The sequence below is a fragment of the Maribacter thermophilus genome, assembly GCF_001020565.1.
GTDB classification, from domain to species: Bacteria; Bacteroidota; Bacteroidia; order Flavobacteriales; family Flavobacteriaceae; genus Maribacter; species Maribacter thermophilus.
In genome coordinates, this window is the sequence record NZ_LDAS01000001.1 from 3,385,606 (window position 1) to 3,410,409 (window position 24,804).

24 protein-coding genes are annotated in these 24,804 nt (G+C 39.0%); 11 read left to right on the forward strand and 13 right to left on the reverse strand.

The genetic code is table 11. The features are described 5' to 3' along the window. Positions 1-105: 105 nt before the first annotated feature. The gene (locus AB657_RS14695; protein ID WP_047247180.1) at positions 106-801 is read left to right on the forward strand and encodes a zinc metallopeptidase; all 696 of its coding nucleotides are present in this window, start codon (positions 106-108) and stop codon (positions 799-801) included. Between the two features lie 83 nt (positions 802-884). Here the strand turns inward: AB657_RS14695 and AB657_RS14700 are convergent, their stop codons facing one another. From AB657_RS14700 to AB657_RS14715, 4 genes are all read right to left on the reverse strand, one after another. Next, complete coding sequence (locus AB657_RS14700; protein WP_047247181.1) at positions 885-1,397, reverse strand: ferritin; 513 nt, start codon at positions 1,395-1,397, stop codon at positions 885-887. 101 nt (positions 1,398-1,498) lie between these two features. Continuing rightward, a complete protein-coding gene (locus AB657_RS14705; RefSeq protein WP_047247182.1) occupies positions 1,499-1,822 on the reverse strand; it encodes a hypothetical protein in 324 nt (107 codons plus the stop codon). 40 nt (positions 1,823-1,862) lie between these two features. Continuing rightward, the gene (locus tag AB657_RS14710) at positions 1,863-2,333 is read right to left on the reverse strand and encodes an Lrp/AsnC ligand binding domain-containing protein (protein WP_047247183.1); all 471 of its coding nucleotides are present in this window, start codon (positions 2,331-2,333) and stop codon (positions 1,863-1,865) included. A gap of 53 nt (positions 2,334-2,386) precedes the next feature. Further along, positions 2,387-3,760, reverse strand: coding sequence for a saccharopine dehydrogenase family protein (locus AB657_RS14715; RefSeq protein ID WP_047247184.1), 1,374 nt, complete (start codon positions 3,758-3,760; stop codon positions 2,387-2,389). An 81-nt stretch (positions 3,761-3,841) separates the two neighbouring features. Between AB657_RS14715 and AB657_RS14720 the strand changes: the two genes are divergently transcribed. The 3 genes from AB657_RS14720 to pckA all read left to right on the forward strand — a co-directional run bounded on the left by AB657_RS14720 (position 3,842) and on the right by pckA (position 7,711). Next, on the forward strand, positions 3,842-4,225 hold the full coding sequence (locus AB657_RS14720; RefSeq protein ID WP_047248025.1) for a DUF423 domain-containing protein: 384 nt from the start codon (positions 3,842-3,844) through the stop codon (positions 4,223-4,225). 3 nt (positions 4,226-4,228) lie between these two features. Continuing rightward, positions 4,229-5,698 carry an SLC13 family permease gene (locus tag AB657_RS14725; RefSeq protein ID WP_047247185.1) on the forward strand — a complete coding sequence of 490 codons (1,470 nt, stop codon included), beginning with the start codon at positions 4,229-4,231 and terminating at the stop codon, positions 5,696-5,698. A gap of 396 nt (positions 5,699-6,094) precedes the next feature. Continuing rightward, positions 6,095-7,711, forward strand: coding sequence for a phosphoenolpyruvate carboxykinase (ATP) (pckA, locus tag AB657_RS14730; protein ID WP_047247186.1), 1,617 nt, complete (start codon positions 6,095-6,097; stop codon positions 7,709-7,711). A 56-nt stretch (positions 7,712-7,767) separates the two neighbouring features. On the opposite strand, the gene AB657_RS14735 is transcribed toward pckA, so the two are convergent. From AB657_RS14735 to AB657_RS14745, 3 genes are read right to left on the reverse strand one after another with little or no spacing between them, the layout of a single operon-like run. Further along, positions 7,768-8,514, reverse strand: coding sequence for a uroporphyrinogen-III synthase (locus tag AB657_RS14735; protein ID WP_047247187.1), 747 nt, complete (start codon positions 8,512-8,514; stop codon positions 7,768-7,770). Positions 8,515-8,522: 8 nt separating this feature from the next. Beyond that, complete coding sequence (locus tag AB657_RS14740; protein ID WP_047247188.1) at positions 8,523-9,176, reverse strand: DUF4271 domain-containing protein; 654 nt, start codon at positions 9,174-9,176, stop codon at positions 8,523-8,525. Continuing rightward, positions 9,176-10,846 carry an ArnT family glycosyltransferase gene (locus AB657_RS14745; protein WP_047247189.1) on the reverse strand — a complete coding sequence of 557 codons (1,671 nt, stop codon included), beginning with the start codon at positions 10,844-10,846 and terminating at the stop codon, positions 9,176-9,178. The genes AB657_RS14740 and AB657_RS14745 overlap by 1 nt, the downstream gene beginning before the upstream one ends. A 131-nt stretch (positions 10,847-10,977) precedes the next feature. On the opposite strand from AB657_RS14745, the gene AB657_RS14750 reads away from it, so the two are divergent. Genes AB657_RS14750 through AB657_RS14760 form a run of 3 tightly spaced genes read left to right on the forward strand, consistent with a single transcriptional unit; the run spans position 10,978 to position 13,483 of the window. Further along, a complete protein-coding gene (locus AB657_RS14750) occupies positions 10,978-11,706 on the forward strand; it encodes a polyprenol monophosphomannose synthase (RefSeq protein WP_047247190.1) in 729 nt (242 codons plus the stop codon). A gap of 2 nt (positions 11,707-11,708) precedes the next feature. Further along, positions 11,709-13,043, forward strand: coding sequence for a dihydroorotase (locus tag AB657_RS14755; RefSeq protein ID WP_047247191.1), 1,335 nt, complete (start codon positions 11,709-11,711; stop codon positions 13,041-13,043). Continuing rightward, positions 13,040-13,483 (forward strand): DUF4296 domain-containing protein, encoded by a 444-nt coding sequence (locus AB657_RS14760; RefSeq protein WP_047247192.1) that lies wholly within the window; start codon positions 13,040-13,042, stop codon positions 13,481-13,483. Before AB657_RS14755 ends, AB657_RS14760 begins: the two co-directional genes overlap by 4 nt. Here AB657_RS14760 and AB657_RS14765 read toward each other — a convergent pair. After that, positions 13,455-14,471 (reverse strand): NAD-dependent epimerase/dehydratase family protein, encoded by a 1,017-nt coding sequence (locus AB657_RS14765; RefSeq protein ID WP_047247193.1) that lies wholly within the window; start codon positions 14,469-14,471, stop codon positions 13,455-13,457. The two genes, AB657_RS14760 and AB657_RS14765, sit on opposite strands and share 29 nt — an antisense overlap. Before the next feature lie 106 nt (positions 14,472-14,577). Between AB657_RS14765 and tyrS the strand changes: the two genes are divergently transcribed. The 4 genes from tyrS to AB657_RS14785 all read left to right on the forward strand — a co-directional run bounded on the left by tyrS (position 14,578) and on the right by AB657_RS14785 (position 17,421). Next, the gene (gene tyrS, locus AB657_RS14770; protein ID WP_047247194.1) at positions 14,578-15,876 is read left to right on the forward strand and encodes a tyrosine--tRNA ligase; all 1,299 of its coding nucleotides are present in this window, start codon (positions 14,578-14,580) and stop codon (positions 15,874-15,876) included. Between the two features lie 41 nt (positions 15,877-15,917). Next, positions 15,918-16,307, forward strand: a complete 390-nt coding sequence (locus AB657_RS14775; RefSeq protein ID WP_047247195.1) for a hypothetical protein — start codon at positions 15,918-15,920, stop codon at positions 16,305-16,307. A 62-nt stretch (positions 16,308-16,369) separates the two neighbouring features. Further along, complete coding sequence (locus tag AB657_RS14780; RefSeq protein WP_047247196.1) at positions 16,370-16,903, forward strand: hypothetical protein; 534 nt, start codon at positions 16,370-16,372, stop codon at positions 16,901-16,903. Between the two features lie 71 nt (positions 16,904-16,974). Then, positions 16,975-17,421 (forward strand): hypothetical protein, encoded by a 447-nt coding sequence (locus AB657_RS14785; protein ID WP_052958718.1) that lies wholly within the window; start codon positions 16,975-16,977, stop codon positions 17,419-17,421. Here the strand turns inward: AB657_RS14785 and AB657_RS14790 are convergent. From AB657_RS14790 to AB657_RS14810, 5 genes are all read right to left on the reverse strand, one after another. Next, positions 17,418-18,395, reverse strand: a complete 978-nt coding sequence (locus AB657_RS14790; protein ID WP_047247197.1) for a LuxE/PaaK family acyltransferase — start codon at positions 18,393-18,395, stop codon at positions 17,418-17,420. The two genes, AB657_RS14785 and AB657_RS14790, sit on opposite strands and share 4 nt — an antisense overlap. Before the next feature lie 95 nt (positions 18,396-18,490). Next, positions 18,491-18,814 (reverse strand): T9SS type A sorting domain-containing protein, encoded by a 324-nt coding sequence (locus AB657_RS14795; RefSeq protein ID WP_047248027.1) that lies wholly within the window; start codon positions 18,812-18,814, stop codon positions 18,491-18,493. A 165-nt stretch (positions 18,815-18,979) separates the two neighbouring features. Further along, the gene (locus AB657_RS14800) at positions 18,980-19,288 is read right to left on the reverse strand and encodes a T9SS type A sorting domain-containing protein (protein WP_047247198.1); all 309 of its coding nucleotides are present in this window, start codon (positions 19,286-19,288) and stop codon (positions 18,980-18,982) included. Between the two features lie 147 nt (positions 19,289-19,435). After that, entirely contained in the window at positions 19,436-22,258 is a 2,823-nt protein-coding gene (locus AB657_RS14805; RefSeq protein ID WP_047247199.1) for a TonB-dependent receptor, read from the reverse strand. A 102-nt stretch (positions 22,259-22,360) separates the two neighbouring features. Continuing rightward, on the reverse strand, positions 22,361-24,733 hold the full coding sequence (locus AB657_RS14810; RefSeq protein WP_047247200.1) for an autotransporter outer membrane beta-barrel domain-containing protein: 2,373 nt from the start codon (positions 24,731-24,733) through the stop codon (positions 22,361-22,363). Positions 24,734-24,804: the final 71 nt, after the last annotated feature.

A 24,804-nucleotide genomic window follows, 5' to 3' on the forward strand; every position in this document is an offset into this window, starting at 1 on the left:
TTCTATGCATTTTAGAAGGTTTGGCGGGGTTTTTGCTTTTCAATTAATGATTCTGTAACAAATAGAATCTTTATTATATTTATTGAATTTAAAAATTGAAAAGCTATGATGGGATATTATATATTAATTGGTGCTATTGCCTTGGTAAGTTGGTTGGTTAGTAGCAGGTTAAAAAGTAAGTTTAAGCATTACTCAAAAGTACATTTGCAAAATGGTATGAGCGGTGCCGAAATTGCCGAGAAGATGTTGGCGGATCATGGCATTCGTGATGTAAAGGTGGTCTCTACCCCTGGCATGCTTACAGACCATTATAACCCAGCAAATAAAACGGTAAACCTAAGTGAGGGTGTATATAGTCAACGAAATGCGGCCGCTGCGGCAGTCGCAGCTCACGAATGTGGGCATGCCGTACAGCATGCACAGGCTTATGAGTGGCTTACCATGCGTTCTAAATTGGTGCCTATAGTTAGTGTAACCTCTAGTATGTCTACATGGGTAGTATTTGGGGGCTTGGCCCTAGGTGCCGCTGCGGGAGTAGGGTTCGGATATTGGGTCGCCGTAGCCGGGCTGATAATGATGGGTATGGCAACGTTGTTCAGTTTTATTACATTGCCTGTGGAGTACGATGCGAGTAATAGGGCATTGGCTTGGTTAAAGGCTAAAAATGTGGTTACACAGGCTGAGTATAAAGGTTCTGAAGATGCCTTAAAATGGGCGGCAAGAACTTATTTGGTAGCGGCCATAGGTTCTTTGGCAACCCTGGTTTATTGGGGGCTTCAGGTGCTTGGAAGTAGAGATTAGTAATAAAGAAACGGTATAAAAAAAAGCTGTCCGTTTTTTGATGGACAGCTTTTTTTGTTGTTTAAACTTGTGTAATATCTCTCTTATTCGACCGGAATACGTTCGTCTATTAGTTTTAGCGCAACGCCTTCGCTACCCATTAGTTCGAATAGGTCCAATATATCGCGCATGTTTTTTTCTTCTTCCAATTGTTCGCTAACAAACCATTGTAAGAAGTTTTCAACGCCAAAGTCGTTGTTCTTCCTTGCAAAAGCGATTATGTTGTTTATAGATCTGGTTACCTCTATCTCTTGGGCCAGAGCTGTTTCAAAAATTTCTTCCAACGATGTAAAATCGTGCTCAATATTTTTAATTTCGGGAGATAGGGCGTTACCACCACAATCGTTGACGAATTTGAATATTTTCATCATATGTTCCCTTTCCTCGGCTGATTGGCGGTACAAAAACTCTGCACTTCTGGTATAACCTCGTTGATCGCACCAAGAGGCCATGGCCAAATAAGAAGCAGATGCTCTACCTTCCATTTGAATTTGGGCGTTCAGCATATCCATGCTTTCGACCTTCATACTCATCTGTTGTCTCGCTATGTCTTTCATTGTCTTTTCTTTACTTAACGTAAAGTTATTGCAAAAGTACGTACAAGGCTAGTTAAGAGCCTTATTTATAGTTGATTTTAGATTGATTAAAAATAGGGGAATCAGGCTTTTGTGGCTAGTACTGAGTCTTGGGTTCCGATACCGAGAATGTAAAAAGCACCCGAAAGCAGATCTTTTAGGTCTAAAACTTCTAAGGTGTTCAAAATAAAAAAATGCTCTTTGTTGCAAAGCGAAAGAATTTCGAAACCATGTATATTGGCACCGTCAAAATGGGTTTCGATATTAATGGCCCATATCTTTTGGCGTAGTGAAAGCAGTTCGCAAAAACGAAAACCCACAACTTTTTGGCCAAAGTCTATGTAAAAACATTTTTCCGTCTTCGACTGAAAAAATGTATAGTATTGCGATGAATGAATACGTTCCATTGGGAACAAAAATAATTCTTATTTAGATTTAATACAAATATTATATCTGAATTTGTCGGTCGATCTGTTGGGCTAGGGAGATAAAGGTCTCTGTTCTTGAAACACCTTCGATTTGTTGAATTTCTTTGTTAAGAACATGCATTAAGTGCTCGTTGTCGCGACAGAGTACTTTGATCAAGATAGACCAGTTTCCGGTAGTGTAGTGGCACTCCAAAACTTCGGGTATCCTTTCCAGTTGCTTTACGGCTTTAGGGTTGCTCATTGCCTTATCCAAATAAATGCCGATGTAGGCCATGGTAGTGTATCCCATGGCTCTAGGGTTGATAATGAACTTTGAACCGGCCAGTAGCCCCGAGGCTTCCAGCTTTCGTAAACGTTGATGTATGGCAGCTCCCGATATACCTATGCTTCTGGCGATTTCCAGCACTGGTTTTCGGGCGTCTTCCATTAAAAATCTTAGAATTTTTTTATCAATGCCATCAATTTTGATGTTATTGTTATTCGATTTCATATATAGAGTTTCAATATGAAAGTAAAAATAACGATTTTGTATAGAAAAGATATTTAGCTCAGTACAGAATTTTCATTGTAGCCAACATACGGAACTTCGTACTCCTTAAAATTGATGCCCAGCCTTTGTAGTTCGGTCAAAATAGGTTCGTAAACTTCTTTTGAAATGGGAATCTGTACGCCCGGTGTCGATATTTTATCATTTAAAATTTGCAGGGCGGCTATGGCCACCGGCAATCCTACGGTCTTGGACATTGCCGTATGTGTGCGATTTTTGCCGATGACCACTAATTTAGAATCTATTTGTTTTTTCTTGCCATTAAGTTCATAACCAAACTTGTGATACATAACTATCATGTCCTTTTCATGTTCTCCCAGAGTCCATTTGTCTTCCAAAATTTTCTGTAATGCCTGTGCAGGGGTGGCGTTCGGAATACCGATATGTTTACTGTTGTCGAATAGGTTCAGTTCCAGTAGTTTTTCCCAGATATTATCGTCTTGGTCTATTTTTAGGTAATGACGAAGTTTTAGTTCTACAGAATCAGTGGGTGAATAGGGTAGAAAAAGGTTTATAAATTCTCTATAACTCATATTTTCCGAGTTTTCGATAGTATAGGAGTCATCCGTGGCCCCTAGTTGTACAAAAATGTTCCAAGCTTTCGAAAACCCAACACGCCTCATGGTTCCCCTATATATGGTTAAGGCATTCTGTAGGCCATAGGCCTCTCTATAGTTTAATGAATCTCTATTGGCATACCCTTCAAATTTTCCATAGCCTTCCACTTCAAAAAATTCGGTACGTCTAAAGAGCCTATGGTATGGTATGTATTTGTAAGTACCTTCCTGTATAAATTTTGCGGTGCCTCCTTGTCCGGCAAGTACAACATTTCTGGGGTTCCATGTAAACTTATAATTCCAAAGGTTGTTGTCGTGTTCGGGAGCCACCAAGCCTCCACAAAACGACTCGAACAGTAATATTCTTCCTCCTTGGTCTCGTATTCTGTCTATTGCCTGCATAGCACTCATATGGTCTATACCAGGATCTAGACCGATTTCGTTCATGAATATGAGATTGTTTTTCTTTACTTCATTGTTCAATGCCTTAATCTCTGAACTAACATAAGAAGCGGTAACCAGATGTTTTTTAAAAGCAAGGCAGTCTTCTGCTATTTTTATGTGGAAACGGGCCGGCAACATAGAAATAACTATGTCAGAGGCTTTAACGGCGTTTTTTCTTTGGTCGTCCTTAAAAATATCGAGGGTAAGAACGGTGCAATTTTCATGATTTTTAATGTGTTCGGCGATGGCGGCCGTAGTTAAGTCCCCTATGGTAATGTGTAGTCTTTCTGTTGAAGACTTTTCCAATAAATAGTCCAATAAATATGCGGTAGATTTACCAGCGCCTACAACCAAAATTTTTCGCACCATGCTTATTACTTACTTTTGTTAGATAACGGGGTACTAAGGTATCAAATTGTTACATTTATAAAAATATACAGTCATAAAGTTATGAAAAAAACAATTTTTATCACAGCTAGTGTCTTTGGGCTTTTAGCGGTAATACTCGGAGCGTTTGGTGCTCATGGGTTGGAAAAAATGGTGACCACAGACGCTGTTGCTACCTTTGAAACGGGTGTACGGTACCAAATGTATCACGCGTTTTTTCTGTTTGTAGTTGGGTTATTGCCGGGTCTTTCTAAAAAAACGAGACAAATTGTATATACCTTGGTAGTTATAGGAATAGTCTTGTTCTCATTTTCTATTTATCTTTTGGCTCTAAACGATATTACTACATTCGATTTTAAGACCATTGGAATAATTACCCCTATAGGAGGAGTCTTTTTATTAATGTCTTGGGGATATTTGGGCTATCGAGTGTTTAAGGAGATATAGACTATGAGCAAAACAAAGCGGTTGGGGCTGTTTTTGGGGCCTTTTTCATTTATTTTGATACTTCTTTTCTTTCACCCCGAAGGGTTATCAAAAGAGGCGAACGCTGTATTAGCATCCACTATTTGGATTGCCATTTGGTGGATTACAGAGGCCATACCCATTGCTGTTACCGCACTTTTGCCATTGGTGTTGTTTCCATTGTCCGGAGGATTGGATCTATCAACGACCTCTAGTTCTTTTGGTCATAAATATGTCTTTTTGTATATGGGGGGCTTTATTATTGCCATCACTATAGAAAAATGGAATTTACACAAAAGGATCGCCTTGAATATTATTCACTTTATAGGGGCCGATATTCGCAAAATTATTTTGGGCTTTATGGTCGCTACCGCCTTTTTGTCTATGTGGATTTCAAATACCGCAACTTCTGTAATGATGTTGCCAATAGGTTTGGCGATTGTTAAACAGTTAAAGGACAATCCTGAAACCATAGCGGACGAGAATCTTCTTTTTGGAAAATCTTTAATGCTTTCAATTGCTTATAGTGCGTCAATCGGTGGTATGGCAACCCTTATAGGTACCCCTCCGAACTTGGTTTTGGCCGGGGTGATCTTAGATACCTATGGTTATGAGATTACCTTTATGCAATGGTTTATGTTCGGGTTGCCCATATCTATAATCCTTATTTTTATTTGTTGGAAATATTTGACCCGATATGCTTTCACTTTTAAGCAGGTAGAGTTTCCGGGAGGTAAAGCTGAAATATCAAGGTTAAAGAACCAACTGGGAAAAATTTCATACGAGGAGAAAATGATCGGTTTAGTGTTTGGAGCTACTGCTTTTTGCTGGATTACAAGGTCTTTTTTGCTGCAAAAGATATTGCCAGATCTGGATGATACGATCATTGCTATATTTTTCGCCATTTTAATGTTTTTGATTCCCTCGAAAAATAAAAGGGAGCCATTATTGAAATGGAATGAGGCGGTAAAATTACCATGGGGCATTATTTTGCTTTTTGGGGGTGGTATGGCCCTGGCAAAAGGGTTTGATGTGAGCGGTCTTGCGGTTTGGGTCGGTAGTCAAATGACTTCCCTTTCCGGATTGCCAATTATTTTTTTAGTGCTGATATTGATAGCTTCGGTAAATTTTTTAACCGAGATTACGTCAAACTTAGCGACTACTGCTATGCTATTGCCGGTATTGGCCCCAATGGCTTTGTCCATAGATGTGCATCCGTTCGTATTAATGGTCGGTGCAGCCGTGGCCGCATCTTGTGCATTTATGCTTCCGGTCGCAACCCCACCTAATGCAGTGGTGTTCGGTTCCGGTTATCTGCGAATACCCGATATGGTAAAAAAAGGATTGTTAATGAATGTAGTATCTATCCTGGTGCTTACCTTATTTGTGTATTTTGTGCTGCCAGAATTATGGGGTATTGTAATTAATGGATTTCCTGAAAATCTAAAAAAGTAGGGCGTAACTATTTCTATTAGTTCTATAGAGGCGAAAGTGATTTAAAAAGAAGTAGATATACTTTTTAATGAGTAGATATGTACACCATCGGGTTACATTAAAAAAGGTTTTGCTACATTACAGCAAAGATTACAAAATTAGTGATTTTAGTGTATAAACCGGTATGATTTTTATCAATTTGATAAAAAAATGATATAAAATTATCAATTATTTATTTATTAAGTTAAATAAGTAGATATTATTTAGTGAATAACCCTTAGTGTGTTTCATATCTTCTGTAATATGGATATTATTTCGTCAATTTCATATTTCTGAGGGTAGAATGCTTAATTAAGTGTTGATTTTCAGGGCTTGAGCCGTAATTTTTATAGCTTTGGAGTACAAATAATTAGTCTTATGAATAATTCATCTTCAAAAGAAAAAATGATTTCATTAAAAAATTACGGTATTGATCATGATAATTTTCATTATCAAGAGAGTCCGGAAGAACTTCAAAAGGCCACTCTAGACTTAGGGATGGGCGTAGAAACAAGTAACGGTACCATTGCGGTCAATACTGGAGAGTTTACCGGTAGATCACCTTTGGACCGGTTTATTGTAAAAGATGAAATAACCAAGGATAAAGTTTGGTGGGGACCTGTTAATATTCCTTTTGAACAGGACAAGTTTAAGGCACTGTACGATAAGGTGATTGACTACCTAAATAAAAAGGAGATTTATGTGCGTGATAGTTATGCTTGCGCCGATCCTGAATATAAACTCAATTTAAGGGTTATTACCGAATATCCATGGTCCAACATGTTTGCTTACAATATGTTCTTAAGACCTACCGAAGAGGAGTTGGAAGACTTTACTCCCGAATGGACGGTTATCAACGCTCCTGGTTTTATGGCAGATGCCAAGATAGATGGTACAAGGCAACATAATTTTGCCATTCTTAATTTTACCGAAAAAGTGGTTTTGATCGGCGGTACCGGTTATACCGGTGAGATAAAGAAAGGTATATTTTCTGCATTGAACTTTATTTTGCCCGTTTATAAAGAAACCTTGCCTATGCATTGCTCCGCCAATGTTGGTAAAGAAGGTGATACTGCTATTTTCTTTGGTCTTTCTGGAACAGGAAAAACAACTTTATCCACCGATCCAAATAGAAAATTGATAGGAGATGACGAACATGGGTGGACAAGTAGAAATACTGTTTTTAATTTTGAAGGTGGGTGTTATGCCAAGGTGATCAACCTTTCAGAGGAGCAGGAACCGGAGATTTATGGAGCTATAAAGCCCGGTGCCATATTAGAAAATGTGGTGTTGGACAAAGATGGTAATGTAGATTATTCAGATACTTCCATTACCCAAAATACAAGAGTTAGTTATCCTATATATCACATAGAAAATATTCAGCAACCATCGATCGGCAAGAACGTAAAGAACATATTCTTCTTAACAGCGGACGCCTTTGGTGTATTGCCTCCGATATCCAAACTTACACCAAGCCAGGCAGCATATCACTTTATATCTGGTTACACGGCAAAAGTCGCGGGTACCGAAGCAGGTGTTGTAGAGCCACAACCTTCTTTTTCTGCTTGTTTTGGAGCACCGTTTATGCCATTGCATCCTACAAAATATGCGGATATGTTGAGTAAAAAAATGAAAGAGGCCGGAGTAAATGTGTGGCTGGTAAATACCGGTTGGACAGGAGGCCCCTACGGTGTGGGTACAAGAATGAAGCTTAAGTATACCAGGGCAATGATCAATGCGGCACTTAGAGGGGACTTAGGGTTGTATTCTTATGATACCTACCATATACACTCTGTTTTTGGAGTGGCACAACCAAGAGAATGTCCGGGTGTACCAACAAGTGTGTTGAGTCCGAGAGCTACTTGGAACAATGATGAAAAGTATTACACAACTGCCTTTAAATTGGCAAATGCCTTCCGTGAGAACTTTAAACAATTCGAAGGTTATGCGAATGAGGAGATAAGACGTGGAGGACCACAGCGTTATGGATTTTAGATAATAAAAAAGGCCTTGCTTTTAGCAAGGCCTTTTTTTTGTCTTACGACCAGATGTTATTGTTTGTTTACACTGGTAATATATTTTTGTAATGCCATTGTCATAGAAGGCGTTTCTGGTGTTGGGGCTTTAATATCTATTCTTAGGCCAGCTCCGGTAGCTGCTTCAACGGTCGAATTGCCAAAAACGGCTATTCTTGTATCGTTCTGTTTAAAATCGGGAAAATTGTGCAATAACGACTCTATGCCCGAAGGACTAAAAAATACGAGTATGTCATAATAAACATCACGCAAATCAGAAAGGTCGCTGATCACTGTTTTATAAAAGATGCCTCGTTTCCAGTTAATGTCCAATTCATCCAAAGTTTTAGGAACTTCTGGTTTTAAGACATCCGATGAAGGAAGTAAGAATTTTTCATCCTTATATTTTTTGATCAAAGGAACTAAATCTGAAAAAAGTCTTTTACCAACATATATTTTACGTTTTCTGTAAACTACATATTTCTGAAGATAGTATGCAACAGCTTCACTCTGGCAAAAATATTTCATACTGTCCGGAACCTTAAATCGCATTTCTTCGGCCAATCTGAAAAAATGGTCCACAGCATTACGGCTAGTAAGGATAATCGCAGTATGTTCTTTTAAATCGATCTTTTGTTGGCGAACACTTTTCGCATCAACACCTTCAACATGAATAAAAGGCCTAAAGTCAACCTTTACTTTTTCTTTGTCAATAAGCCTGGAATAGGGAGAATTTTCCATTTTTGGCTCAGGTTGAGAGACCAAAATAGTTTTTACTTTCATATGGTACTCTATTTTAGAAAGCTTCCCATTATAATTAGGGGTGCAATTTCGAGAGTGCAAAGGTACAAAATAAAATAGAAAAAGTAAGAGGCAATAAATTTTTGGTGAACTTTAATTACTGTGATCCAGCCGATAATATTTATTATTAAAAATAAGGTTGCGGCTATGTAGATCAAAATAAGGGAATCTTTAAAAACGAAACTCAATAAAATATTGGCAATAAACAGTACTAAGCTGCCATAATTTAGATACGAAATTTTTTTGAAAACAAATTCGTTGGTCAAGTTATAGGCATCAAAAATAAAGCCGTTTACCAGCTGTAAGGAAATCTTTAAGAACAAAAAAATAAAAAGTGATGCCAGTATAATAATGAAGGTGTATTCATATTCTTTCGTTACTGGTTTTGTGTAAGCCTTCCACGAAAGAAACAGAAACATAGAAGTATTTATGATTTGAAAAACCATCAGAAGAATATGAAACCAATTGAACAACTTTTCTTTCTTATTGTACATAAGAATATACTTGTTGTTGAACGGTAAGATCATAAAGTTCAAAAAGCGCGAATAGAATAGGGATTTAGCAGCTATTAACAGTATTAGGCTACCAAAAATAATAAGGGTGATCCAATCGGCATTCTCCGTTATTCGGGCAATAGGTTCCATTATTCTAGCGGTATGGGTTTTCCATTGAGTCCGGAATATAGATTATTTTCAGAGATCACGACCCTAATGTAACCAACATTTTCGTTTTTTGGAAAAGGTATTTTTATGTTATAATCGACAGTGTCCTTCGCCTTGAGCACGGTAACGTTTGGTTCAGAGGTGCGTGGGTGCACGGGTTTTAAGTTCATAGTGTTCTTATAATGGTCCAAATAGGCGATCGAAAACTTCAATTTAGAGAGGTCTATGTCAAAATCATAAGGGTTTACCACCTTTAGGGAGTAGTCTTCTTTATTCAATGATATTTTATCTGCATCAAGAACACATTCTAGTTTTCTGTAAGAATTAAAATTAGAAATGTACTTGCCGCTGTAGGTTTGGCCATTGGCTTTCGTAAAAGAAAAAGTTCCTTTGTTGGTATACTTAGATATGTAAGCCACCTTTTTACCTCTAACACGCTCTTCTGAGTCATCAATGGAATATTGGTTTTTTCGGTACATTATGTTGTTTAGGGAAAAGGACGGGATACCATTGGAGTAAAACTCGTACATGGGCGCATTGCGATATGAGTTTTCGAAAACCACGGGAATATCACCTACTTCTTGGCGAATTTTATTCACCCACTCTTTGTTTCCATGACTTTCGTAGTAAAAATTGAAAAGCAAGGGTTGGTAAACGAGTCCGGCACGTAAGTAAAGTATTAACACGGCGTTTACAAGCCCCAGCCTTATAATCCATTTTAAGGACGTTTTATGCTGCAGCATAAAGTTGTAGACGATTACGACCAACGGAATACATATAACAATGATCCATTGTGTCTGCACCCTTCTATTGAAACTAGAAATAAAGAAGAAAATAATAACACCGTACGTTAAGAACAAAAGCGCTCTTTTAAAAAGATCGGTAGATTTGGTCTTAAACAAGGCATAATAAACAAACGGAAAGGTAAATCCGAAAATAGAAATTAGGTTTACAAAGAACCCGAGGGTGTATTTTTCAAATTGATATGCATCGTTTGGTCGTTCGTACAGATGGTATTTTATACTTACGTAATCGTTCGCGTACAACCAATAAAAGTGAGGGGCGTAACATAAAAGTGCAATCAACACGGATGCCCATGCGTATTTATTCTTAACTAGTTTTAAATTGGAAAGTAGTACAAATAAGATTACCAATACAGCGTGGTATTTACTGTACATTAAACAGGCCATTAATATACCCAAGACAATGGCCGTGCTCCAATCCGATTTTTTTAAGAAGTGTTTGTAGGCCAACAAAAAACAAGAAGTAAAGAACAGTAGAGGGGTGTCGGGCAAAGTAAAGAAACCATAGGCATTTAATAATGTCATGGAGAAGGCCAATAAGAAAAAATGAGGTATGTATTGGTTCTTTTTAGGGTTGTCTACCAGTAACCACAGCACTATTAGGTTGGCTGAAGAAAGTACACAGCTCATAAATCGTACGCCCAGTTCCCCGTTAAAAAATAAACTGCTGATCTTTATGAGCAAGGCGACCATGGGAGGGTGGTCAAAATAACCCCAAGCCATGTTCTGGCTATAGTACCAATAATAGGCTTCGTCAAAAATTAGTTCTGTGAACGAAGACTGAATTACGTTTAGAATAAAAAAAGCAGCAAGAAAATAATAAAATTGCTTGGGAAATTTTTTAGACATTCTTGGTATTTATTCGGACAAAATTACAAATTATAGGCATTATCTATTTTTAAAAAAAATCATAAAGCCTGTAATGACAGTTTTTTCACCATTTTTAAAACATTACTTTTGTGAAAATTTAGCTTTCTTCTATGTCCAACAGTGTTGTGATTATTCCTACTTACAATGAAATTGAGAATATTGATTCGATTGTTAGAGCAGTTTTTCAATTACCCAAGAATTTTCACATATTGGTCGTAGATGACAATTCGCCCGATGGTACCGGTGCCATAGTCGAAAAATTACAGGAAGAATTTCCCGGACAACTTTTTTTAGAAGTAAGAAAGGAGAAATCGGGTTTGGGAACCGCTTATATTCACGGATTTAAATGGGCCATTGAAAAAAAATATGATTATATTTTTGAAATGGACGCAGATTTCTCACATAACCCAACAGATCTTCTTCGTCTATTGAAAGCATGTGAGAACGGAGCGGACGTTTCCGTGGGGTCCAGGTATAAAAAAGGGGTGAATGTTGTAGATTGGCCACTGCATAGGGTATTGTTGTCATATGGGGCATCTTTTTACGTAAAAATGATTACTGGTATGCGCGTTCACGATCCTACGGCCGGTTTTGTTTGTTATAGAAGGCACGTTCTAGAGAGTATAAATTTGGATTCGGTGCGTTTTGTGGGCTATGCATTTCAAATCGAAATGAAGTTCAGGGCATATTTAAAGAAGTATAAAATAGAAGAAGTCTCCATAATATTTAGAGATAGGGTCAAGGGTAAATCAAAAATGAGTTCCAGTATTATCAGTGAAGCTATTTGGGGTGTCTTGGCGATGAAGTTGCGCAGTCTTTTTCAAAAAAACAAATTTTAGCAATGGGTAAAATTCTATTAAAAAACGGAAAAGCTGTCAATGAGGGAACTATTGTAGAGACCGATATTCTTTTAGAGGGCGATCATATTTTAAAGATCGATAAAGATATTTCCGATGCTTCGGCAACGGTTATAGATATAGAAGGAAAATATATTTTACCAGGTGTTATAGACGATCAGGTCCATTTTAGGGAACCAGGTTTAACCCACAAAGGCAATATTGCATCTGAAAGTAGGGCAGCAGTGGCCGGTGGCGTAACCACATTTATGGAGCAGCCCAATACAAATCCGCAAACCACGACCATAGAAAAATTGGAAGCGAAATTTGCACTGGCAAAAGAGTCGTCGTTTGCCAATTATTCTTTTTTGTTTGGGGGTACCAACGATAATTTGGAAGAATTAAAGCGTTTAGACAAGAATGCCTGTTCTGGTATAAAACTCTTTTTGGGGTCATCGACCGGAAATATGTTGGTAGACGATGAAGCGGTCATAGAGAATATTTTTAGGAGTACAGAAATGGTAATTTCTGCACATTGCGAAGATGAGACTACAATTCGTGAGAATTTGGAAAAATATAGATCAAAATACGGTGAAGATATTCCTGTGGAGTATCACCCGTTGATCCGAAGTGAAGAGGCATGTTACCTGTCCTCGTCCAGGGCTATTGAGTTGGCGAAAAAAACTGGCGCCAGATTACATGTGTTTCATCTATCTACCGGAAAGGAAACCAATTTGTTCAGAAACGATATTCCGTTGAACGAAAAGAAAATAACGGCAGAAGCCTGTATTCACCATTTATGGTTTTCAGACGAGGATTATAAAGACAAGGGTACTTTGATAAAATGGAATCCGGCGGTTAAGACGGCAAATGACAGAGAAATGCTTTGGCAGGCATTATTGGATGATAGAATAGATGTGATCGCTACCGATCATGCGCCGCATTTGCTATCGGAAAAAGAAAATGTCTATACCAAGGCACCAAGTGGTGGGCCTTTAGTACAACACGCCCTGCCAGCTATGCTAGAGAAACATCTGGAAGGAGTGCTGAGTATAGAGAAGATTGTTGAAAAGATGTGCCATAACCCTGCTATATTGTTTCAAATTGAAAAACGTGGCTATATAAGAGAAGGGTATTTTGCCGATTTGGCCGTAGTAGATCTACAGGCTCCTTGGATAGTTTCCAAAGACAACATCGCATATAAATGTGGATGGTCCCCATTTGAGGGTACTGGTTTTAGATCAAGTGTTAGCCACACTTTTGTGAACGGGCATTTGGCGTATGAAAACGGAACCTATTCAGAAAAGAAAAATGCAAAAAGATTAACCTTTACTAGATGAAAAAGCTCATAACCTTGTTATTGGTACTATTGGTTGTCTTCTATTCTTGCGGAGAAAAATTGATAGATAAACCTGAAAATCTGATCCCTAAAGATGAAATGGTGCTTATCTTAAAGGATATGGCGATTCTAAATGCCGCAAAGAGTACCAATATGGGTATTTTAAAGGATCATGAGATAGAACCGACCGCCTATATATTTGAAAAATACAAAATAGACAGCATCCAATTTGTAGAAAGTGATAGGTACTATGCTTCCTTGCCGGTGGAATATGAGTCTATCTATACCCAGGTGGAATCTCTTTTAGATGAGCAGAAAACCTTAATGGAAGAAAAGAAAAAAATAAAGGATAGTTTAGAGCTAGTAGAAAAAAAGAACAATCTTCCAAAGAACGATAGCTTAAAATCTTCCTCTAATCTGAAGAAAGACACTCGTCAATAAACTTTTCGGAACTGAATTTTATGGTGTTTTGAAGTGGCTCAAACTCAAAATGTATAGTGTTTTTTATTTTATCGCTATTATAAATTTCAGGATGTTGAAGAGAGTAGATAGCGTTTTTTGTAATAGTTCTTGGGCTACCCGTAAATAGACTCTTAAAAAAGTCGAAATACCTTCCTATATGCAATTGCCAAACCTTAAGTTTTTTGACAGGAGGCTTTTTTTCTAGATAATGTGCTATTTTTTCTAGAATCTGTTGATAGGTAAGGTTTTCTGCCACTATGATGAATCGTTCGTTGGTAACGGAAGACTCCATTAGTTGTATCATGCTATTCACCACATCCGATACGGCCACAAAACCGGTGCCCCCCGGTGGGTAAAAAGAGTGCCCTTTGTTTGCCGTACTAAAAAGTTTTCCGCTTCCCGAATTCCAAAAACCAGGGCCTATGATTACGCCTGGGTTTACGATTACAACAGGTAGACTTTCTTGTGATCCCCTCCAAACTTCCATTTCTGCACCTCGTTTTGTGAGCGCATATACATTACTATGTTGCCCTGTCCATTCATTGTCCTCGGTAGCTTCGCTGCCAAGCGTACTTCGGCCTATGGTGCCAATACTGCTTACATGGCATAATTTTTTAATGTTGTGCTCAAGGCATAGGTTTACAATATTTGCAGTGCCCTCCTCATTTATTTTTTTCAGTTTTTTAAAATCACGGGGGTCAAAAGATATAAGTGCCGCGGCGTGGTACACGTATTGTACGTCTTTAAAGGCATTGTCCAATGCGGGAATGTCAAGTATATCCGCTTTTATCCAACTAATTTGGTCAAAAAGGGCGTTGGCCTCTTTGCTGTAATAAGAAAAAACCTTTTTTACTTGTTGCCGTTTGGTTTCGCTCCTGTAAATAGCCTTGACCTTGTTTTTGGCCATAACCAAACTGAACAACAGATGTGCGCCCACCAACCCTGTACTACCGGTAACTAGAACCATAAATCAAATTTAGGAAATACAGATGGATAAATTCATGATTAATTCACGACCATGGGCGGCATTTTTCCTTTTATATTTGCACTTAAATTTAAAATACTCATACGAAATGGCTTCAAATTTTGTCAAAGAATTGGAATGGAGAGGAATGTTGCACGATGCAATGCCGGGCACCGAAGAATATCTTATGGAAGGAATGCAATCCGCTTATGTAGGAATCGACCCTACTGCAGATTCTTTACATATTGGCCATTTGGTGGGTGTAATGATGTTACGGCATTTTCAATTGGCGGGCCATAAACCTTATGCTCTGGTAGGTGGTGCAACGGGTATGATCGGGGATCCTTCGGGAAAATCTGCCGAAAGAAACCTTTTGGACGAAGAGACCTTGAGACATAACCAAGAGGCCCTAAAAAAGCAATTGTCGAGGTTTCTTGATTTTGAAAGTGATGCCGCTAATGCCGCAGTACTGGTAAACAATTATGATTGGATGAAAGATTTTACCTTTCTAGAGTTCATCAGAGATGTGGGCAAACATATTACGGTCAATTATATGATGGCTAAAGACTCTGTTAAAAAGAGACTTTCCTCAGAAGCGAAAGAAGGAATGTCTTTTACCGAGTTTACATACCAGTTGGTGCAGGGATACGATTTTCTTCACTTGTACAGAAAGCATAATTGTACATTGCAGATGGGCGGTAGCGACCAATGGGGGAATATAACTACAGGTACAGAGTTGATCAGAAGAATAGAAGGAGGAAAGGGATATGCCCTTACCTGCCCTTTGATAACCAAGGCAGACGGCACCAAATTCGGGAAAACGGAAGGTGGTAACGTTTGGTTAGATGCCGAAAGAACATCGCCCTATAAATTTTATCAATATTGGTTGAACACTTCTGATCAAGATGCAGAAAAATACATTAAGATATTTACCTTTCTGTCAAAAGAAGAGATAGATTCGTTAATAGCCCAGCATTCAGAAGCACCACATATGAGATTGCTACAGAAAAAGTTGGCCGAGGAAATCACTGTAATGGTGCATTCGCAAGAAGATTTGGACAATGCCGTTAAAGCAAGCGGTATTTTATTTGGAAAATCTACTTCAGAAGATTTAAAAGGGTTGGACGAAAAAAACTTTTTAGACATATTCGAGGGGGTTCCTCAGGCAGAAGTTTCTATGTCCGCTTTGGACGAAGGTCTGGATATGATAGCCGCATTGGCTGCGCAAACGGGCTTTTTAGGCTCAAACGGGGAAGCAAGACGTGAATTGAAGCAGAATTCCATATCGGTAAACAAAGAAAAGGTAAAAGAGGATTACCTTATTAAAAAAGATGATTTGATCAACAATAAGTTTGTATTGCTGCAACGTGGTAAAAAGAACTATTTTGTTTTAAAAGTAAAACGTTAGGCAACCAATTTTGGCATAAGGTATCTTTTATATAAAAGCCTATGAAAAAAATATTGCTGTTCGCCATGTTATGTCTTTTTGTTGCCTGTGTTGAGGATGATGGCCCTGCCGTGGACGATATTGCCCTTGAAGGTGAATGGGTTTTGTCGGATGTGATGTGCTATTGCTTTTTTTCCGAGGAAATAGATTTTACCCAGACCCATATTTTTTTCGATACCGAAGAAGATTCGCTTACGGTTACCCATAATTCTGAATATAATTTGTTTAAAAAAGAAGGGGTGTACTATTATGGCGGACAAGGTTTTATATTGGACTTCGCCGATGATACCGCTTATCAGTTCAATGTACGGGGCAATCAATTGATACTTGTTTATCTTGATGATCCCGATATTGCCGACGATGAGGTAACTTATTATTTTACCAGGCCATAGATTTTTTGCTCATGGTCAAATATAGTTGCATTAAGCACGTTATATGACTTTAAAAATATGCTATGTACAAAAATGTTCTTTTGTTGTTGTTTTTTATCATCGGTTTTTCGGCTTGTGATAAGCTGGACGAGCTTACAAAATTCGATATAAACTACAGTCAAAATGTAACCATACCTTCCTCAACCGGTATAGATCTGCCTTTTGATGTATTTACCCCAGAGACAGAGACCAACTCAGAATCTAAATTTGAGGTAAATGATACAAGAAAAGATCTTATAGAAGAGATCAAACTTACGGAACTGGAATTGATAATTACGTCACCGGAAGGTGCCGATTTTAGTTTTTTAAATTCTATAGAGGTATTTATTTCTGCGGACGGGTTGGAAGAAATTAAAATTGCTTCTTTAAACGAAGTCCCTGAGAACGCTGGAAACACCCTTGAATTGGATACGGTAGACACAGATTTAAAGGAATATATTAAACAAGACGAGTTTATGTTGCGTTTAAATACCGTTACCGATGAACTATTGGGGTCGGACCATGAATTGGAAGTGAATTCTACCTTTTTTGTAGATGCCAAAATATTGGGGCTATAAATCTTCACGTTCACTTAACGCAACTGTCAAATTATTTTGGTATCTTATAGTTGAATTATCGAAATTCGATTGTGAAGAATATACCATTGATATTATTGGCCGTTTTGGTCCTGTTTGGGTGTACTAGCGATGATTTGGTCTTGAAAGAGGCTAAGTTGAGTTTTACAAGCCAAAAATGGGAGCTGCAGCAAATGGTCGGTAGTATGGTCGATTCGGTTGCCATGGGGGATGAAATGGAATGGCAAGAATATTATATTTTTAATCCTGATGGTTCTTTTTATAAAAGGTCGGTGAGAGACAGTATAGCCATTGAAGCTAGCGGTACCTTTCAAATGGTGGAGTACGATAACGATGAAACGGATTATCTGGAGCTTAACTACACCACGGGTCAAGAATTGGCAGGAAGCTGTGCGGCTGACAATAAAGAAGTATTGATGTTTGTCTCCAATACATTAATATCCAATACTTGGATGGCCTGTGATGGCCCAGGTCTCTATTACGGTCTGGTAACAGACTAGAGCGCCATTAAGTTACAGCCTCTGATATCTGAATGGTCGTATCTTCCAAGAATTTCAAATTTCCCCGAATCGTATATTTTTCCTAGGTCTTGGGTGGCGATAAAAGAACAAGAATTCTTGTTTGCCAGATCAATTACGTTGATTCCGCCAACTTTGCCGTTCGGCAAAATAGTTAAGGGGTCTTCGGTATCCCTCATCATAATTCTCATCCAAGGCGGGCATTCAAAAAGGCTGTTTCCCTTTGAGTAAGCTTGTGAAAGAAGCTCTGTCATCCCGTATTCGGAGTGTATATGATCTACACCGAACCCTTGCTGTAGTATCTCATGCAGTTCTTGTCGTATCAATTCTTTTCTTCTGCCCTTCATGCCACCGGTTTCCATAATTATGGTATTGTCAAGCTTTAATCGGTGTTGTTCGCAAAAATCCAAAAGGCCAAAAGATACTCCTATCAACAAGGTTTTTTCTTGTCGGTCGTTCAATGCTGTCAAATAATCTTTCAGCTTATCAAAATCGTTAAGAAAAAAGCCGCTTTTAGGGTGTTCTGATCGCTTTATTAGGTCGTTCACCATATATATTAAAGAAGATCCCGTACGTTCTAAATACGAGGGCAAAAGAGCTAGTATGCAATAGTCTTTTGGTGATCCGTAGAATTTGGTAAAAGCTTTTAGATAACTTTCTTCGTATAGAGAAAGATCCGTAACAAAATGTTTGCTGGTAGTGCTTCCCGTGGTGCCGCTACTTGTAAACGTGACTTCGGGAGTATTGGTGCCGCTAACGATTTTATGGTCTTTAAAAAATTGTATGGGAAGAAAGGGGATATCTTTTAAACCGTTAACTTTTTTTGGGTCTACCTTAAGAAGGTCGCAATATTTTCTGTAAACGGTATTGTGGGAATATTGATGCAGAAAGGTGTCCATGGTTATGGACAAGAAATCTTTTTCCGAATCAATGCTAAAAATATCTTTGTTGTTCATGTATGCTACAAGTTGTAGCAAAGGTACAGAACGCTAAAGAAATTCAAAGGTAATTATCATAGTCTCGCCAAGATTTAGGTGCGTTTTTGGTCATGCTATTTGACCACTAATTTCCGATTGATGGATTTTTGATTTTCGGTTACCTGTACAACATATACACCTGGTGAAAGACGTGATATATCCAATGATTTGTTTGCTATTCTATCTGTGAGTACCAGTTCTCCAAAGACATCATAAATACGTACGGTCTTGAGGTCGTTTTTTTCTGTAGTTATGTGTACGATGTCGGCCGTGACCGGATTGGGATATAGCTTGAAACCTGAAATCTCTTCATTTTTTAAATTTCGAAAATCGATGGAATCTTGCCCGTAGACAGAAACGGTGAGACCCATAAGTAGGATAAAGTAGAGTTTTTTCATTGGGTATTGATTTGGGATCAACACCATAAAAGTATCCATTTGTTATACCATGTACCCAAAAATGTTGTGAATGATAAAATTTTGTATGTCAATAATTTAGAACAGGCGTTTCATCGATTTTATTTGCCGATTATCGATGTGGTATGTGGAAGATATGAGGGCTAACTATTTGATAATTAGTTTGCGAGTAATCATTTTGTCCTTTTCAAATACCCTAAGCACGTACACTCCGGCATCCAAATCAGAAAGGCGTAATTCTTTACCAAGAATAGTGGTCTTTAATACTAGGGTACCCAAAACATCATAGATCAAGATTTCTTTCGGGTTATTGGTGGCTGTAGAAATGTATACCTTGCCGTTTGTAACAGGATTCGGATACATACTAAAACCATCTATATCCCCTTTGTTATGGGTACTTTGCCCATAGCTAAAAGAAAAAAAGAAAAAGGAAATGATGAGGTAAATATGCTTCATATATAGCTGGTTACAAATGCTATGCCACAAATATAGGAATTATAAAGTCTGAAAGTCAATAGGATACAGTGCTTTCTTACAATTTTTCGACAAAAGGTGAAAAAGCCCGCTTTGGGCGGGCTTTTTTATAATAAAAGAAGGTATTTATTAAAAAGAGAGGCTATAGCCTAAAGAGAAGGCCATTCCTGGGTCTCTATAAGAAGAACGGTTGGTGATACCTCCATAAGACTCGTACAGGCTTTCACGGGTGTCCCCAAGCAGGTTGTTGGCCTTAAAGCTCACTTTAGAACGCTGTTCCTCTCCAAAAGTTTTGGAAATATTAAAATTTAAACTGTTGAAGGGTTGCGTAAACACATCTGCATTTTGTCCAAAACCAATAATTTCCAATGTTTTGCCCTGAACATTGTAGAACAATCCTGTTTCAAACCCCGTTACCCTATTGTTGTAGTTAAGGCCTACGTTTACCAAGTAAGGAGACTGTCCTTGTAATTGTCTTGTATCATCGATAGTTTCGCCGTCTCTTGCGAAAATCTGTCTCGTTTCATATTCTTGGTCTTCTCCTTTGGCCATCTCGATTTTAGAATCTATGATAGAGATGTTTAAGTTAAGGCTAAGGTCTCTAAGGCCCTCGGAAATAAACCCAAAGTTTTTACGGCCCTCCAGTTCAAATCCGAATACATCGGCAGAGGGGGAGTTACGGGGCGTAATTTGATTTGGTGCCACATTGCTATAGGCAACGATCTCTATAGGATCTTTAAATCTTTTGTAAAAACTACTGAAAGCTACCATTTGTGCCCTATCGCCGAAAACCTCGAATCTAAAGTCAAAGTTGTCTATATAGGTAGGTGTCAGGTCTGTATTACCAATAAAGAGTCTGCCCGTTAATAAGTCTGTAATCTGTACAACGGATAATTCTTTAAAACTTGGTCTAGCCGTAGTTTTTGAATATGAGAGCCTAAAGTTAGTATTTTCTTTAAACCCATAGATTAAATTAGCTGAAGGAAAGAAATCCAGTTTGTCTATGGTCTTTACATTGTCGTATATCTCGGTACCGGTATTGTTCTGGCCAGTAAAGTGCGTAGTAAACTGTTCTGCCCTTACACCTAGGATGGCACGGAATTTCTCAGAAAATTTAAATTCGTTGGAAAGGTAGGCCGCTATGGTATTCTGGTCAGAGTCATAGCTGTTGGCCGGTTGAAAATTACCTCTAATATATGACCCTGAATTGTTGTCTAGTGTCCATATATTTTCATCTGCCAAAATTGCATTAGGGTCACCGTTTAGATCTGCGGTGGTAAAATTACGGAAGGCAATGTTGTAGTTTTGTATATCGTATTCTCTTTGTTTGTAACTATAAAGGCCTCCGAACTTGAGCATAGATCTATTTCCGAACATTTCATAACTCTTAGAGAAATCGATTTTTCCAACGGCGTTCACTTCTTTAAGATCTCTCCAAAGACGTTGTGGAAACCCGGCATCGGAACTTATAGAGAAACCGTCGGGTTCTATAATAAAAGTAGTTAGCCTTACATCTTTGTCCTGTACATTGGCCAAGGTAGGCGAAAGGCTCCATTCGGTAATAAAAGAAGCGTCTTCAGAAGTGTGTTTTCCTGAAAGCAGAATGTTAGATACCGAACGTTGATAATACTCCAAGTTGTCCTTAATTACATCTATATCGTTCGAAAGTTGTGTTTCTTGATTAAAAAAGGCGGCTTTTGATTCGCCGTTTTGAATATGTAACAGGTTTAGTTTATACTTTGATTTTCCTGTTTTATACGATAGCCCTGTCAATATAGAGGCCAACACATTGTTAGAACCTAGGTCGCCTAGTTGTTTTCTGTCGAATCGTAATTCATAGACATCGCTGTCAGGACTTTTTTGATAGATACCATTTTCAAAACCTTCATAAAAGGTAGTTGAGTTCTTATAATCTATAGAAGCGATAAACCCAAGTTTGTTGTCCTCGCCTACATTAAACTGATTGCCATAGCTGAAACCTAAGCTAAAATCGGGTTTAGAGCTTTTGCGTTCGGTGCCCAATGTTTGGTCAAAAGAACGGGTAATGGCTTCTAAGCTACCATTTTCTGCAGAATTGGCAGGGTTTGGAATATCGGTGTTTTTTGAAATAGGTAATTCTCTTGTTCCATCGTCAAAACCTAAGAAATCGGTTCCGCTACCTTCGTAGGAAACATAATTGTCGTTAAAGTGCATTTTAGGACTGTACCCAACAGATGCCGAAATGGACATTTGTTTCTGGGTAGGAAAATCTTTGGTAACAATATTGACCACACCACCGGTAAAGTCGGCAGGTAATTCTGCTGCGGCAGATTTAAGCACTATTATATTTTCTAGAATATTGGTCGGAAAAATATCCATCTGAACGGTGTTCTTGTCCGGGTCTAGTCCAGGTATGTCCATTCCGTTCAAAATAGATTTGGTATAACGGTCTCCCAAACCTCTGACAAACACGTATTTTCCATCTTGTACCGATACCCCGGGAACGCTTTTAATAGCAGAGGCAATGTTGCTTGCGCCTGTAGTTTTTATAGCTTCCAATGATAGGCCGTCCATTAAGGTTACCGAATTTTTTTGAAGGTTTAAAACGGAAGCCTCCGTATTTTTACTTACCGTCGTTGTTACGACAACTTCGTCTAACTGCGAAGATGCCGGTTCTAAGGTTACATTGACTTCGACCGTTTTATCGGCTTCCACTACAACGCCTGTAATTTCTTTTGATGTATAACCAAGATAAGAAAATACTACGGTATATGTGCCGGGCTCCACTTCTAAAGAGTAGATTCCGTCAAAGTCGGAAGAAGCACCTACGGTGGTGCCTTTTATTAATACATTGGCAAATGGGAGTACATCGTTAAATTCACCGTCCATCATTTTTCCCGATATGGTCCCGGTTTGAGCAAGGCACCATTGTGAAAGAACAAGGGAAGTTGCAAAAAGAATTTTTTTCAGCATTTTGTTTAAGTTTATGAGACTCAATTATTTAATAAAATAGTCCAAAGGCTTATTTCTAAGCCTTTGGACAATATTTTTTTTTGAGTAATTTTTACGGTATTACTATTCTAATTCACTAGAAGACAAAGCCCATGAGAATACCGATAGGTCGGCACCTACACCTTCGCTTGCTTCTGCAGCACTTGTTATTGCGCTAGCGTTATCTGTGAATTTGGTTTCGTCTCCGGCAGTATAATCACCGGCAAAAGTACCTGCTAGTGTAGCTCCTTCTGGAAGAACTATTTCCCAGTTAGAGAAAGAGATACGATCGGCAGTAAGTTCGGTAGCCGAATCTGCGCCACTGATATTCACGGTTGATTCTGCTGAGAATCCGTATGCCAAAACATTGTTTAGGTTGGCGATTAGTCCGTCTCTTAGGTCGGCGTACTTACTAGAAGTTTGCGCACCGATAAGGGTAATGTTCTCCATAGTGAATCCACCTTCGGTTGTAGCACTTCCTTCCGGACCGTCAAGCTCAAGACCTGTACCGGATTCGCCGCCCATGATTACAACACCGTTGGATAGGGTACCGCTCCATGCCTGATCGGCATCGAAACCGTCATCGCCCTGTGACCAAACGATGGCATTGGTAACATCTACGGTTCCACCGAACCATTCGATACCGTCATCTTGGTTGGCAACAACTTCTATGTTTTCTATTACCGTACCGGAACCAACACCACCAAGGGTCAAACCGTTGATTTCGTTATCCTGTCCTATGGTAATACCACCATGACGAATAGATATGTATTTAAGGATACCGGAGTTGTCCGCAGGATCCGTACCACCGTACTGTCCGTATGCTTCATCGGCAGGCAACCCTTCTATTTGTGCCGTTTCCAAGTCTCCGTTTACCGATATAGGGGCTTTGCCTAAAACGATAACACCTCCCCAAAGACCTGTGTCACTAGCTCCAAGGGTGCCTGTGGTCTCACCTTGAGAGATACCGTCCAATACAGAAGTGAATATAATTGGATTGCTGGCGGTTCCTTCCGCTATCAGTTTAGCTCCTTGGTCGATTACTAGGGCAGATGCAAGAGACTCCAACCCTTCTTCACCTTTAATTATGGTACCGGCCTCTATGGTAAGGGTTACACCTTCGTTTACAACTACCCTACCGTCTAATATGTAAATGTTTTCAGCTGTCCAGGTTTCATCAGAGTTGATAACGCCTGTTTTTGTAATACTGATTCCTGTTGGGGTAACAGGGATTGCTTGTTTACTAGCGGCCAAAGTCCATGAAAATGCATCGATATTGGCACCTGTAGTTCCTGTTCCTACGGCAGTAGCATTGTCGGTAAACTTAGTTTCGTCACCTTCGTTATAATCTCCGGCAAAAACATCACCGATAACCATTCCTTCCGGAAGAATCATTTCCCAGTTAGAGAATGTGATACGGTCGGCAGCAAGTTCGGTAGCTGAATCTTCACCACTGATACTTACGGTTGATTCTTCTGAAAATCCGTAAGCGAATACATTGTTTAGGTTAGCGATTAGTCCGTCCCTTAGGTCGGCGTACTTACTAGAAGTTTCCGCACCGATAAGGGTAATGTTCTCCATAGTGAATCCACCTTCGGTTGTGGCACTACCTTCGGGGCCGTCAAGTTCCAGACCTGTACCGGATTCGGTGCCCATTACGACAACACCGTTAGAAAGAGTACCGCTCCATGCCTGATCGGCATCGAAACCGTCATCGCCCTGTGACCATACCAAAGCGTTGGTAACATCTACGGTTCCACCGAACCATTCGATACCGTCATCTTGGTTGGCAACAACTTCAATGTTTTCTATTACTGTACCGGAACCTACACCACCAAGGGTCAAACCGTTGATTTCGTTGTCCTGTCCTATGGTGATACCACCATGACGAATAGATATGTATTTAAGGATACCGGAGTTGTCCGCAGGATCCGTACCACCGTACTGTCCGTAAGATTCATCGGCAGGCAACCCTTCTATCTGTGCCGTTTCCAAGTCTCCGTTAACTGATATAGGGGCTTTTCCTAAGATGATGATCCCTCCCCAAAGACCGGTATCGCCGGTACCTAGAGTACCTGTGGTCTCACCTTGAGAGATACCGTCCAATACAGAAGTGAATATAATTGGTTGACTGGCAGTACCTTCCGCTATCAGTTTACCTCCTTGGTCGATTACTAGGGCAGATGCAAGAGACTCCAACCCTTCTTCACCTTTAATTATGGTACCGGCCTCGATGGTAAGAGTAACACCTTCATCTACAACTACCCTGCCGTCTAATATGTAAATATTCTCGGCTTCCCATGTTTGGTCTTCTGTTAAAACGCCAGTTAAGGTTATTACTTCTCCAGTAGGTTCTCCTGGATCGTCATCCGTTATAATAGGATCATTATCATCACTACTACATGAGACGAGAGCAAATGACGCAATTGTCAATAAAGAGAAAATTAATTTTTTCATTGTGTTACTACTTAGTTTCATTAATTGTATGTTTTGGGCATTTGTGAAATACCCGTTTGTTGAACAACGCA